Origin of the sequence: Nonomuraea sp. KM90 (genome assembly GCF_052246675.1) — a bacterium.
In the GTDB taxonomy this organism is placed as follows: Bacteria; Actinomycetota; Actinomycetes; order Streptosporangiales; family Streptosporangiaceae; genus Nonomuraea.
In genome coordinates, this window is the sequence record NZ_JBQQCB010000198.1 from 1 (window position 1) to 12,714 (window position 12,714).

Annotated in this window: 14 protein-coding genes; 5 read left to right on the forward strand and 9 right to left on the reverse strand. The window is 69.4% G+C overall.

What is annotated here, in order from left to right:
- Positions 1-24: 24 nt before the first annotated feature.
- The gene (locus tag ACTWPW_RS59870) at positions 25-510 is read right to left on the reverse strand and encodes an NUDIX domain-containing protein (protein ID WP_443174352.1); all 486 of its coding nucleotides are present in this window, start codon (positions 508-510) and stop codon (positions 25-27) included.
- Positions 511-520: 10 nt separating this feature from the next.
- The gene (locus tag ACTWPW_RS59875) at positions 521-1,963 is read right to left on the reverse strand and encodes a hypothetical protein (protein WP_443174353.1); all 1,443 of its coding nucleotides are present in this window, start codon (positions 1,961-1,963) and stop codon (positions 521-523) included.
- 233 nt (positions 1,964-2,196) lie between these two features.
- Here ACTWPW_RS59875 and ACTWPW_RS59880 point away from each other — a divergent pair, with 233 nt between their 5' ends.
- The 3 genes from ACTWPW_RS59880 to ACTWPW_RS59890 all read left to right on the forward strand — a co-directional run bounded on the left by ACTWPW_RS59880 (position 2,197) and on the right by ACTWPW_RS59890 (position 4,539).
- Positions 2,197-3,267, forward strand: coding sequence for a radical SAM protein (locus ACTWPW_RS59880; protein ID WP_443174354.1), 1,071 nt, complete (start codon positions 2,197-2,199; stop codon positions 3,265-3,267).
- The gene (locus ACTWPW_RS59885) at positions 3,264-3,950 is read left to right on the forward strand and encodes a dTMP kinase (protein WP_443174355.1); all 687 of its coding nucleotides are present in this window, start codon (positions 3,264-3,266) and stop codon (positions 3,948-3,950) included. Before ACTWPW_RS59880 ends, ACTWPW_RS59885 begins: the two co-directional genes overlap by 4 nt.
- Positions 3,951-4,083: 133 nt before the next feature.
- Positions 4,084-4,539, forward strand: a complete 456-nt coding sequence (locus tag ACTWPW_RS59890; protein WP_443174356.1) for an NUDIX hydrolase — start codon at positions 4,084-4,086, stop codon at positions 4,537-4,539.
- 4 nt (positions 4,540-4,543) lie between these two features.
- Here the strand turns inward: ACTWPW_RS59890 and ACTWPW_RS59895 are convergent, their stop codons facing one another.
- From ACTWPW_RS59895 to ACTWPW_RS59910, 4 genes are all read right to left on the reverse strand, one after another.
- Positions 4,544-5,152: a hypothetical protein gene (locus ACTWPW_RS59895; protein ID WP_443174357.1), complete on the reverse strand. Its 609-nt coding sequence runs from the start codon at positions 5,150-5,152 to the stop codon at positions 4,544-4,546.
- Positions 5,153-5,759: 607 nt separating this feature from the next.
- Positions 5,760-6,557 (reverse strand): hypothetical protein, encoded by a 798-nt coding sequence (locus ACTWPW_RS59900; protein ID WP_443174358.1) that lies wholly within the window; start codon positions 6,555-6,557, stop codon positions 5,760-5,762.
- 16 nt (positions 6,558-6,573) lie between these two features.
- Positions 6,574-6,777, reverse strand: a complete 204-nt coding sequence (locus ACTWPW_RS59905; RefSeq protein ID WP_443174359.1) for a DUF6004 family protein — start codon at positions 6,775-6,777, stop codon at positions 6,574-6,576.
- A gap of 8 nt (positions 6,778-6,785) precedes the next feature.
- Complete coding sequence (locus ACTWPW_RS59910) at positions 6,786-7,748, reverse strand: hypothetical protein (RefSeq protein ID WP_443174360.1); 963 nt, start codon at positions 7,746-7,748, stop codon at positions 6,786-6,788.
- A gap of 42 nt (positions 7,749-7,790) precedes the next feature.
- On the opposite strand from ACTWPW_RS59910, the gene ACTWPW_RS59915 reads away from it, so the two are divergent.
- Entirely contained in the window at positions 7,791-9,047 is a 1,257-nt protein-coding gene (locus ACTWPW_RS59915; protein WP_443174361.1) for a hypothetical protein, read from the forward strand.
- A gap of 111 nt (positions 9,048-9,158) precedes the next feature.
- Here ACTWPW_RS59915 and ACTWPW_RS59920 read toward each other — a convergent pair whose 3' ends face one another.
- Complete coding sequence (locus tag ACTWPW_RS59920; RefSeq protein ID WP_443174362.1) at positions 9,159-9,413, reverse strand: hypothetical protein; 255 nt, start codon at positions 9,411-9,413, stop codon at positions 9,159-9,161.
- A 57-nt stretch (positions 9,414-9,470) separates the two neighbouring features.
- Here ACTWPW_RS59920 and ACTWPW_RS59925 point away from each other — a divergent pair, with 57 nt between their 5' ends.
- Entirely contained in the window at positions 9,471-9,659 is a 189-nt protein-coding gene (locus ACTWPW_RS59925) for a hypothetical protein (RefSeq protein WP_443174363.1), read from the forward strand.
- A gap of 356 nt (positions 9,660-10,015) precedes the next feature.
- Here the strand turns inward: ACTWPW_RS59925 and ACTWPW_RS59930 are convergent, their stop codons facing one another.
- Positions 10,016-10,663 carry a hypothetical protein gene (locus tag ACTWPW_RS59930; RefSeq protein ID WP_443174364.1) on the reverse strand — a complete coding sequence of 216 codons (648 nt, stop codon included), beginning with the start codon at positions 10,661-10,663 and terminating at the stop codon, positions 10,016-10,018.
- A 429-nt stretch (positions 10,664-11,092) separates the two neighbouring features.
- Positions 11,093-12,448 carry a cytochrome P450 gene (locus tag ACTWPW_RS59935; protein WP_443174365.1) on the reverse strand — a complete coding sequence of 452 codons (1,356 nt, stop codon included), beginning with the start codon at positions 12,446-12,448 and terminating at the stop codon, positions 11,093-11,095.
- Positions 12,449-12,714: the final 266 nt, after the last annotated feature.

The window sequence follows — 12,714 nt, forward strand, 5'->3', positions numbered from 1 at the left end:
CCTCCTCCCGCACCGTGCACCGGCTCAGGCCTCGCGCTCGGCGGGCAGGAAGATCGTCTGCTGGTTCTTGCGGGCGGTGCGGGCGGCCGGGATGCGGGCGGCGGTCGCGGCGGGCAGCTTGGCGGCCGCCTCCTCCCAGGGCCAGAACTCGGCGGCGTCGAGCTCGTCGGTCTGCAGCCGGATGCGGGAGGGATCGGCGATGATGCCGCCGTCGAAGATGAAGTTCATCATCGGCCGCCGCCGATCCCCCATCGGGGGCACCCAGTCGACCACGAGCAGCGCGCCGGCGGGGACCTGCAGGCCGAGTTCCTCGCCGACCTCGCGCCCGGCGCACACCTGGGGAGGCTCGCCGTCGTCCACGATCCCGCCGGGCACCGCCCAATAGGGGCGGTAGTTGGGTTTGACCAGCAGGACGCGATCGGCGTCGTCGGTGAGCAGCATGCACGCGGAGAGGTGAACGGTGGGCAGGCTGGCATACCACTGCTCGGGCGGCAGATAGGTCTGACTCACCTCATCCACGCTACCCCGGCACGGGATGCCCGCCCGCGATTTGGCCGATCTGTCCACCGGGCGGCTGGTCCGGCGGCTGGTCCGGCAGTTGGTCGAGGAACGCGCTGACCTCGGCGACGGGCCGATGCGGGTTCAGCACGGCGGCCAGCAGGGTGAGGCGGGCGGTGACCCGCCGGGAGCGGACTCGCCGCGCCATCTGCAGCGCCTGGGCCCCCAAGAGCGCGGCCTGGTCGATGTGACCGGCGCGCGCATGCGCGGTCGCGGTCAGGGCGGTATGCAACGCCCGGGTGCGCGTGTTGGCCGGGCCCAGGTCGAGGGCCTGGTGCTGATAGCGCAGCGCCTGGTCGGGCAGGCCCAGGTCCAGCAGCGAGCGCATCGCGGCGCCGGCCAGGTGCGCCGGGCTGAAATAGCGGGTCCAGGCCGGGCCGGTCTCGGCGCGGTCCAGGGCGTGGGTGGCTCGCGCGAGCGCTTGGGCGAAGCCTTGCCGTTCACCGGCCAGCGCGTGAGCGCTGGCCGCGGTGGCATGCAGCCGGGCGGCCACCATCGCGCACGGGCGGCGGCCGGCGCCCTCGACCGCGGCCCGGGCCAGCCGGACAGCCTCGCCGGGCAGGCCCAGGAAGATCGCCTGGGTGGCGAGGTTGGCCAGGATATGCGCGCCATGCAGGCGATCCCCGGCCGCCTTCGACAGACGCAACGCCTGGATGAACGCGCGCTGGGCGCTGCCGTGGTCGCCGATGTCATAGGACATGAAGGCGGCCATGCCGGTCAGCTCGGCCGCCACGGCGAACAGGTCCCGGCCGACGGCGTCGCCATAACGCCCGCGCAGCAGGGGCGTCACGTCCCGGGTGAGGAAGTCGCCCAGGAACGCGCGGGCGTGTCCGCCGCCATGGCGCCGGTCGAGGTCCAGGAACTGCTCGGCGCACGAGCGCAGCATCTGCACGTCCAGCACATCGACCGGGTGGCCCGCCGTCCGGGCCACGTCGGCGTCGGGCGGGTCGAAGTGCCAGCGCCATCCGGCCTGCTCGGCCGCGCTGGCCACGAACGGCGCCGACTCATGCGGCGGCAGCGGCCCCGGTGAACCTGCCGGAGAGGAGGTGGCGCCGAGCCGCTGCCACAGCCCGGCGGCGGTCTCGATGGCCGCGGGCACCGTGGTGGGGAACGACAGCGTCTTGGCGTCGGCGTCGGCCGCCAGGGCGGCGAACCCCAGATCGCCGGCGGCCACGGCGCGGCCGAGCCGGGCCGTGAGCACGTCGGCGATGAGTTCCGGGGCCGGCTGTTCCGGGCAGCGGCCGCGCAGCCACCAATAGACCGACGCGCCGTCGTACTTCAAAACCAGCCCATACTTCTCGGCGGCGGCCCGGTTGACCTGGCGGGCGAAGGCGGCCAGCGAACGGTGATAGGCCGCCTCGGTGAGCAGGGTCTCCAGCGCGCGGTTGGTGACCGGCCGTGTCATCGCGGACGCCCTTCGCTGGCCTACGGCGTCATTGTCGCCGGAGGCCCTCATGAGCAAACCCACCGTCACCGACACCTAACCGCCGGGGATGGTGCGCGCAAGACGCGCGCAAGACCCGCAGGCCGGGCCGCACGGGCGCACAGGCCCCTCCATCTGCCCGAACGCGGCAACCGGGCGGACGGTGAAGGCCGACGCGGCCCACCAGGTCGCACCGATCACGGACAGGACTGCCGATGACCTTGCGCACCGACCTGCCCACACCGCCCACGCTGCCCATGCTGCCGATGCCGCGTCGGTTGTCCGGCGGCGCCGGCGACTTCGCCCGCCGCGGCGGCCAGCTGCGCGTCTCGCTCACCCCGCGCTGCCAGCTCGGCTGCTGGTTCTGCCATAACGAAGGAGAGATCCCGCCGCGCATCACCCACCACGACCGCGCCATCCAGCCCCGCCGCCGGGCGCTGAACGCCGGCGACTTCCTGTCGGCGATCAATGCGATGACCGCCGCCGGGATCCGGCGCGTGTTCTTCACCGGCGGGGAGCCGCTGTTGTCCCCGCTGGCCCGCCCGATCCTGCAGGGCCTGCCCGCCCACCGGATGGACGACTACACCACCACGCTGATCACCAACGGGCTCACCCTCACCAAGGACCTGCCCTGGCTGGCGGCCACCGCGCTGGACCGGATCAAGGTGTCGCTGCACTACTTCTCCGACGCCTCCATCGCCGCGATCGCCGAGGGCAAGCCCGGCGACATCGCCAAGATCAAAGCCGGGATCGAGGCCGCCGTCGGCGTCATCCCGATCGTTGAGCTGAACCTGCTGCTGCAGGAGCAGAACGCGCACGAGGTGGCCGACATCATCGCCTACGCCCGTGAGCTGGGGACCGGCCTGCAGATCATCGAGCTGGTCGACACCGACCACAACGCCGACCTGGGCGGCGTCAAGGTGGCCTCCGGCGACATCAGCGCCTTTCTGCGCTCCATCGCCACCACCGAGGACGTCGTCACCTCCGGCACCGGCCAGGGCCGCCGCGTCTTCACCGTCCCCGGCAGGACCGGCCCGATGACGATCGAAGTCATCGACGCCTCCCTCGGCCGCCACCACGTCGGCCAGTGCGCCACCTGCCCCGAGCGGGAGCGCTGCATCGAGGGCTTTTGGGCGCTGCGCCTGGACTCAGCCGGCGCACTGAGCCCCTGCCTGCTGCGCCCTGACCTGCGCCTGGACGTCACATCCCGCACGCACGATCCGGCCGCGCTGCTGGCGGCCGTCTCCGCGCACCTGGACGCCTTCACCGAAGGGACACTGCCGTGACCGCACGCTTCACCCCCGCCTACCAGCCCGCCGACACTCCACGATCGGGGATCTTCGTGGTGCTGGAGGGCATCAGCGGATCGGGCAAATCCGCCCTGGCCGCCCACCTGGCCGACCGGCTCGGCTGCCGCGCCTTCCACACCGTCCCCGCCCCGGTCTCGGACCTGCAGCCCTACATCAACAGCCACGCTCGCGCCCTGCCCCAGCTGGCCTTCTACCTGGCCGGCGCGCTGCACGCCGCCGACCTGGCCCGCCACGCACTGCTGAGCGGGCACGCGGTCGCCGACCGCTACGTCAACTCCGTCATCGCCAACCACGCCGCCGTCCACGGCCTGGACAACGCCACGGTCGCGGCGGCCATCGCCCCGTTCACCGGCTACCTGGCCGAGCCGGACATCACCGTTTACCTGCACACCGACCTGGACGAGCTGACCGCGCGGATGAGGGCCAAGCCCGACCAGAGCGCCGCCGACCGCGACCTGATCGCCGACCGCGCCCTGCTGCGGCGGCTGGCCGAGCACTACGACCAGATCGCCGCCACCGACCCGACCGCCTACCACCTGCACACCGACGGCCGCACCCCGGCCCAACTGGCCGACCGCCTCACCGACCTGATCCACGCCATGGCCCACGCCACGGACCACACCGCCGGCCAGGGGCAGGCGCCGCTGGCCCGCATCTGACGAGCCCCCGGGCGGCGGTCTGCGGCGGCCCTCGCCGAGCACCCCCGAGCTCCCCGCGCACTGCGATAGCGTGACCTGACCCCCAGCATCGAGCCGGGGCGTCGAGCGCGTCGTCACCGCGGGGAGCACGGCCATGGCCGCACCAGCCGAGACCTTCCGCCCTCACGTCGGGGTGCACCTGATCCTCATCCGAGACGGCAACGTGCTGCTGCTACTGCGCGCGAACACCGGCTTCGCCGACGGCTTCTGGTCGGTGCCCGGCGGCTGCCTGGACGCCGGCGAAACCCTGCCCGAGGGCGCGGCCCGCGAGGCCCGCGAAGAACTCGGCATCGTCATCGATCCCGCCGACCTGGCCTTCGCCCACCTGTGTCACCACGCCGACCCCGACGGCCAGGCCCGCATCGGCGTCTTCTTCACCACCACCCGCTGGAGCGGGGAGCCCGTCAACGCCGAGCCCGGCAAATGCGACAAGATCGACTGGTTCCCCCTCGACGATCTGCCCGGCGACCTCGTCACCTACATCCGCACCGGCATCGACGCCTACCACCACGGCCACCCCTTCAGCCTCGACGGCTGGCCCGCCGGCTGACCCCTCAACAGCAGGATGCCGAGGGCTGGGAGGCTGTCTCGATGCTGCCCGGCCCGGGGCGCAGAGACCTCTTGGTCGCGGTGAACGTCAGCAAGCCCTGCTCGGCCAGGTGATGGATGGCCGCATGGACCTCGGGGCGGGACCACCCGAAGGTGGCCCCGACCTCTTGCCAGGTGGGGCCGATATTGCGGCGGGCGACGAAGTTCGTGACGAACGCGACGACCTCGCCGGTCCGGCCAGGGAGATCGTCAGGCATTTGAGATCTCTGGGCCAGGACCTCCTGTTCGACGGCCTCCGGAGTGGGCAGCTCGCCGCGGCTGACCAACGCCTGCCAGGCCAGGACTTCCTGGCGGGTGACGTGACCGATGCGCTGGACCCACGGCGCAAGCCGATCGATCTGGAGCAGGGTCACCGGCTGGCCCAGAATGTCCAGCCACGCCATCGCCACGGCCGGACGCGGCAGCTTGATCACGCGCTGGCTGCGGCCCCGTCCCATCTGCATGACCTTGGCGGCCCACTGCTTCGGCTGGGCTTCCCCCTCGCGGCGCGCGTATTCGGTCAGGCACGCGGTCCAGGCGGCCAGCTTGTCGTCGATGGTCTCGACAGTGGGCATGATCCCTTTGCGGGCCAGGCACTCGACGGCCAAGGACTTCCAGGAACCGCCCGGGCAACTACCCGCGTGCTCAGCTACGGCCGCCACCAGCTTCGGAGTCGGGTCGGTCACCCCCGCACAACGCAACCAGTATCGGGCATGTCGCATGCGCTCAGCAGGAGAGTTCGCGCGCCGCTGATCCTCCGGACGCAAGTTCATCATGAGCCTCACACCTATCGAACCGGGGGTGCTCCCACACACGGACACGCCGTCCATGGCCGCTCATCAGGGGACTGTGACATGGGCTTTCCACATGTTCGATAACGATGGGCTCGGACCGAGCCCAGTCGACTTGGCCTACGTGAAAGAAGAGATCATCTTCCTCTGACCTGCAGGAAGGGCCCTACAACCCTAGATAACCATCGCTACGGCCGGGCCCTGGTACGGGGTCGGGGAACGCAGAGACAGCCATTGGCGGTATGGGCTATTCGACCAGGTCAGGGCGCTGCGCGATCAACGGTGTTGATCCGCTTTTCGGTCCCGGACATGGTGGGATAGCCCGCCGCGGAAAACGCACTCTTTCGTGTTTCCACAGGCTAAGGGGTGAGAGTGCGCACCATGATCCATCTCACCGCCAATGGCTGGCCCCGCGTTCCTCGCCCCCGGGGCTCACATGGGGCGGGTCTGCAGCTTTCGGGTGCAGGTCCGTTCGGCGGCCCTGCCCGGGTCGGTGCTTCTGGGCCGCGATGATCTGGTCGGCCGCATAGCGGGACTCACCGCTGCGGCCGGCGTCTCGGGTTTCGGCCGTGAACCCCCAGCGGGACAGCTGCTTGCGAGCCGAACTCGTCGCGGTAGTGCCGCTGTAGCCGAGGTAGCTGGCGATCTGGCTGACCGTCCAGAGTTCACGCGGCCGGTGGATATACGCATCGAGTGTCTCGGGCCGCCACTGTGGACGGCTGCACACGTAGCGGTCAGGTTCCGGGAGGTGGCCGGTGCCTCTCAGGGTGTCCCAAGCTTGCGCGCTCATAGGGTAGCCGTGCTCGCGCAGGTACTTCAGGACCGTCTCGCGCGTCAGCACCCGATCGGCTGCTCCTTCCTCCGCGGAAGGAACCCGCTCACCGTGCAGCGCGGAGACCGGATACCAGTCCAGAGGCAGGGTGCGGATTTCGCGCTCCAGCCACTGCACGGCCGTCATCTCCGGCGGCCGCGGAGACCAGTTGCGGGTGATGCTGTGCCGCGGGGCGCGGCCGTAGAAGTCGGCCTGCCTCTTGTCGGACGGTGGCGGGCCTTCGAATCGAATTTCCAGCGGCTGGTGACCGAAGCAGTCGTGGATGGCCTCGGCGAAAGCGCGGGCGCGGGGGGTGAGCTGATCGAGGTCGACGTGCTCGGTGCGATTGTCGAGACACACGACGATCAAGCGCGACATGGCGGACTCCCTTCCCTTACAACTTCGCCTCACTGCGCGGCGAAGTCAAGAGATATGTCGGCGCACCGGGCGCCTCGCAGTGGCCGGCCACGGCAAGACGCGTGAGCTGGACCCGCACGCCCGCGCCCGCGTCGTGCTTGCCGGGCCCGAACAGCGGTCTTGATGGGGCGAGCTCGGAGAGCGTACACACGACCCCATCGTGACCCGACATGGCAGGCATCGGGCGGACTACCGCCTGGGCGTGCCCCACCACGTCTCATTCTGCTTGTAGACGCGGTTCCAGTCGTCATCGGGAGCATTGGCGGGGACTTCGACGAGCATCGCTTGCGCCTCACGGTGTACATGTTCGATCTGGTTCGTGGTCAGGCGTCGGCACGCCCACAGCAGGTCGGCCATATCAGTCGCCGGCGGGTCGTCGGGCGGAAGCGGTTCGGGAGGGTCGATGCCAGTGATGGCGGCGAGATCAGCGGCAGGGATACCAAGCACGGTCGCGAACCCGGCCAGCAATGCCGGCTTCAGCGCAGTGCGGCCCGCAGAGATGGAATGGAGAGTCGAGGCGGACACGTACATGCGCCCTCTCGTCATCCTGGCCAGGGTCTTGGCGGCCGCGACCGGGGAGTACAGGTTCCGGTTGGCGCACAGCATGGTGACGAGCATCGAACCGGCGCTCCCATCTCGCCTGAAGAAGGTCCGCGGCGGATCCGCCGGGCGAGCAGCCAGCAGCTGCGGCAGTTGCTCGACCGTCTCACGAACACGAGCCCGTTGATCGGACGGCAAGGCCAGCGCGATCCCGATGAGGGCCTCAAGCTCTCGCCCGGTCGCCGGCTCGCACGGCTCCAAGGACTCCGGTACCGGCACTCCGGCAATCACGAGCAGATCGGCGGTGCGGAACCCGAGCCCCGCAGCGAGACCTTCGAGCTGTGCCACCGACGGCGGCTCACCGCCGGTCACCGACCACAGCTCGGATTCCGGAACGCCGGACGCTGAGGCCAGCCAGGCCATGTCGGCCTGACGAGAGTCGAGCAGCCGTGCCAGCAAGGCACCGAAGCCAAACCGGCCATCCCGCTGCCTGAAACGCCTTGGCCAGCCGACGCTGGTAAGGTTGAATCCCGACCCGAAATTGGCGGCCGCCTGCTCTACCCGGGTCCGGCCCGGGTGGCGATCAGCAGGCCCTCCCTCGAGGTCGATCACGATCCTGATGGGCCGGACGTTGATCTGAGCGAGGTTCCCGTCGTGTCGATCACCGCGCCGCTGAGCGAGGACAGCGGTCTGGACGCACGGCTTCCCGCCAGCACGCCACCCGCGATCGTCGTGGCGGAATTTTCGGGTGCGCTGACCAGGGCGCGCGCGGCCAACGTCGCGATGGCAGGCGCCGAAGCCGGAGCCGAATGCGTGATCTGCGGTGACGGCTACCCATCCGGGCATCTGATCCGTCCCACGGCCGCGCAGGAGGTCTCCCTGTGCCCGGCGTGCGTGTTCGACGGCGACCTCATCGACGGCGTCGACACCGTGGCCATGGTCTACGAACTGGATCAGCTCACGTTCAACGATCTGTCCGTTCCTGCTGGATGGGCCGGGCCTACCGCCCTGCTGGCGTGCCTGGCCTCGCCCGGCCTGGTGCCGCGCATCCACGCTTTCGCCCGCCAGGCCGGCCGTTTGACGCTCCCTCCAGCAGAGCACTGGGGCCGTCCCGCAGGGCTGTGGATCTGGCTGCCCGCCGAAATCAGTGACCGGCCCCCTGCCCTGGCGTCCTTCGGCGCCGGAGCCCAGCTCGGCGATGTCGTGGCGGCGATCGATGCCGCTCACCCCAGTTTGCGCGAGCTCGTGCTCGACGGCCTGCTGAAAGAACTCGCCGATGAAGACCTCGATCAGTTCGACAGCCACGATCCGGTGTCTTTGTCGGATAGGCAGAGGTGGGAGCAGGCCCTTCGGGTGGTGTGGCCGGCCGTCATCGCCTACGTGGTCGCCTTCTTCACCCAGGCAGCCGAACGGCCGGACGAACGCGATCCGCTGACTCACGTCGGGGAGTCGTTCGACGCCCTGGAAGATCATGACCATCCGGTCCTGAACCCTGTATGCGAGGTCGGCGACGCCGCCACGATCATGCCGGCTGCCATCGCAACCGTTGCACGAGCGCTGGGCCTGGGCAGAGCTGAAGGCCGCAACGCTGGCCACGCTGCCGCGTCGGCGACGGCCCTCGCATCAGGTTCTGCGGATGCCCCTCCTGATGAGACGACGGTAGCCGGTCCGTGGAGCAGGACCATCCAGCGGATACTGCAGCTGATGGCCAGCGCAGATCAGCCGTTGCGGGCGGTTGACGTGGCGCAGGCGCGGGGCAAGCCGGACTATCAGTCCGTTTCCGTCGTGGAAGCCACCCGCGCACTACTTGAGAGCCTCGTGGCGGCCGGACACCTGTCCGAGCACGAGGGTTGGTTCAGCGCCAGGCGCGCAGGGCATGCCCGGGAGGGGCACTGGTCCGCCGGTCAATGACACGGCGTGCCGACACCGGCGAAGAGACGCAGCCGATTGTCTCGGTGGGGCCGCGTTTCGTCCACCAGCACCGGCGCCGCCGGGGCTGCGGCCGGTGCTGTCCGACACGCTTCAATCTTCGCCGGTGGGCCTGGGGTAATCCTCGATGGTCGGCAGGGGAAGCGGATCGCTGATCGCTGACTGCCAGGACGACAGTGCCTGGCTGGTCGGTCGCCGGATGGCGACAATCTCGGTGAAGGACATGCCGGGCAGGGTTCCGTCCGCCCACTGCACGCGCAGCCATGGAACATCTCGGGGGCCATCGCGCCGCCGCCGGACAAGACGGGCGTCCACTACGTCGAGATCCCGATCGACGACCGGCCCCACCGTGCCCGCCTCGTGGGTGAGCTCCTGCAGGTGAGTGTGACCGCGGATGGGAGCACGATGCGCCTGTGGACTGCCGCCCACGCCGCCGGGCCCGATCGTGAGCGCACCTTCCACGTCTACCCCTACCATGCCGGCCTGCTCGGGCAGCAGCAGGAACTGCCCGGCGACGCGGTGCTGCGCGGCGACACCGGGATCCAGTCCGACGGGTGGCGCTGGTGCCTGTACGAACTGGTGGACGGCCGATGACCGGAACCTGCCAGGCGGCGGCCAAAGCCATCAGGAGCCGCGGAGCAAGCGGAGAGCGGACGCCTCCGCTACGTATCGGGGCCTATAGCCGACTATTGGCCTCATCGCATAAGCAGCAGCGGTTGACCGACCCTTCGGTGATCACGGTGTGCCGGCGCCTCGACGCTCCCTTGTCCCTAGGCTCCTCCGCACCGGGAAACCACCGGCCGCGGTCCGCGATGGGTTGCCACTTTGAAGCACTCGGAGCCGTCAACGACGTGGCTGGCTGGCAGATCGGCAACGCATAGGAGGCCTGATGGCGCGGCCCTCACCGCACCGACGGCAGGAGACCTCGCCGGGGCGCCGAGCTATGCGGGTTATGGCGGAGGTGGCCGGCGTGCCAGGACAGCGGGCACTGGGCTGTAGCGGGCTACCAGCGCCGCCAGGCGCGGGTCGATGTAGCCGAGCATCACCATGATGGCTTGGTGATCGGCGTCCAGATGCCGGTGGTGAATGGGGGAGTGATGCGCGATTTTGTTGCGTAGCACACGCAGGAAATCCAGCTTGCGGTGCAGCGCGTGGCGGGCCCCGCCATAGCCGGGAAACGCCTGGTACAGGGATGCACGCCAGAGCCGCTGGTCGTAGTTGTTGCCACGCCCGAGCAGGCTGACCCAGAACCCGAAGGGCAGCTCGGCGACCACCTCCGAGGGCGCCGGCGCAATACCCTGCCTGCCCAGCTGCTGGATGGCATCTCTGATCTTCGCTTGAGCGCCGTAATGCAGATTCACCCGCGGGTGATCCCACCACTCTTCCTGGCCGAACAGGAGGAACATGCGCTGGTCGAGCACACTGCGCAGGGCCAGTTCCAGATGCTGCAGCGGGCCGTAGAACGCGGCGGCGACCTCGGTGTTCCAGCAGAACAGCCGCAGGGCGGCCACCTTGTCGCCGTTGCAGAACACCTCATATTCGGGCAACCGGGCCTGGCTCAGCACGGCGTGCAGATGCCGCGCCTCGTGCTGCTCCACCGGCTGTCGCCCCTCCCGCCTCGAGCGCAGAACATGCTACCCTGAATCACATAAGCCCCGGGATTGCCTCTGCGAGCACGCAGCCCGGGGCACAGCTTTGTCCGCGGTCTTACCCGCCGGGTGCGGCATCCGGGCCCGGGCCTCGAAACCCCGCAAGGCTAGCACGATCTTGCTTTTCCTCTTCGACGCTTCGCCGCACGTCATCGTCGAAACCGGCACTGACTTCTCTCGTCTGGCCCAGTCCCGTGCCCAGCAATCCGCCTTCGCCTACCACAGGTGGGGCCAAGCTCACTCCTGATCAAGCCCGTGAAGATCGGCAAGTGGGCCAGAGATTTCGCCAGCGGCGGCGACCAACGTCCGCAAAGATGGCTACAGCCAGGGATCGACAATGCCTTCTCCGGGCGTCATCCCGGCTGCCTTGCTCGCGAGTCAGCGCGCCTCGGAGATCATCGGCAAGCTGTCGGGGCGGGGCACGACACCCGGCACGGCCGTCACGGTGTGGCCTGGCGCGGGGCGAAACCGCCAGCGACAGCAGAGCGTGGCCAACACCATCACCATTTCCTGCCAGGCGAAGGCGTCGCCGATGCACTTGTGCGGCCCGGCACCGAAGGGCAGGAACGCCTTGCGGGGTATCAGCCCGGCGTGCGCCGGCAGCCAGCGGTCGGGGTCGAACAGGTCCGGTTCGGGAAAGAATCGCCGGTCGCGGTGGATCACGTACGGGCAAATGAGCAGCTCGGTGCCGGACGGCACCGCCACACCACCGATCACGACGGGCTTTACGGCGGCACGCATGACCACCACGGCTGAATACAGGCGCAGCACCTCGTTGAGCACCTGTCCCGTGAAGGTGAGCGCGGCCACGTCGTCCGGTCCGGCGGGCCGGCCGTCGAGGACGGCGTCAAGTTCGTCGTGCAACCTGCGTTCGGCCTCCGGACTGCGGGCCAGTTCGTGCAGGGCCCAGGACAGAACAGCGGCAGGGCTGTCGGTGCCTGCCAGCATGATGGTGATGATCTCGTCGCGGATCTGCCCGTCGGTCAGCCCCCGGCCACCGTCATCGTCACGCGCGACCATGAGCGCTGACAGCAGGCTGCGTCCAGACGGTGCGGCTGCGTGATGGCCGTCGATCGCCGACTCGATGACCTGGCGCAACCGCCGTACCGCCAGCTCGTAACGGCGGTTGACCGGCAGCGGCAGTGACTCGAAGGCCGCGGGCAGGAACGCCCGCAACGCCACCCCGTTGGTGACGACCGGCAGCGACCGGTCCACCTCGGCGACGACGGGGCCCGCCAGACCCGCTGAGAACAGCGTCTCCGCGGCGGCAGTAAGCGTCAGGCGATAGAAGGCCCGGTCCATGCGGACCGCCCGGCCCCGCTCTAGCGAATCGCTCAGCTCGCATGCCAGTCGGGCGATGACGCCGGCATATCCGGGCATCTCAGCCCTCAGCAACGGCGGTTGCAAGAGCCTGCGCCGCATGAGGTGGCCGGGGCCTTCCAAGGTGGCCAGGCTGTCCCCGATGAGGGTGCTGAGCTGCTTGAACATCCGGCCCACGCCGAACGCGTGCGACTGTTCGGCAAGAACGTCGTGCGCGGGTTCGTACGTGGTGACGACATACAGGGGCGTACGGCCCAGCAGAATGCGGACCAGCCCATGTTCCTGGCCGCTCAGCGAGGCGAGGAAGCCCAGCGGGTCACGGGCCAGCCTCAGCAGGTGACCGACGAGCGGACGACGGCCGACCGCGGTCGGCACAGTGCCCAGCGGCACGGCGCTTTTGACGTCGGTCCCCACCTCAGCATCACGATCGACAGCCACATAAGCTGATCTATCCGCCCGGAGATCCGTTCATGGCTGTCCTCTCCGCCACGTAGTCGTTGCTCGAGGCCACAACGGAGGCTGATCTTCCCTTTAGGGCAACACCTGCGACATGAGAGGGCGGTCTGTGGGCCCCTGCCCCTGATGTCGTAGTGTGATCGAGTGAATCTGTAGCGTTATGCCTAGCTGGTGGGCGTGAACGTGTTGAGATAGCCGGGTGAGTGAACGCAAGCCGTACGCGA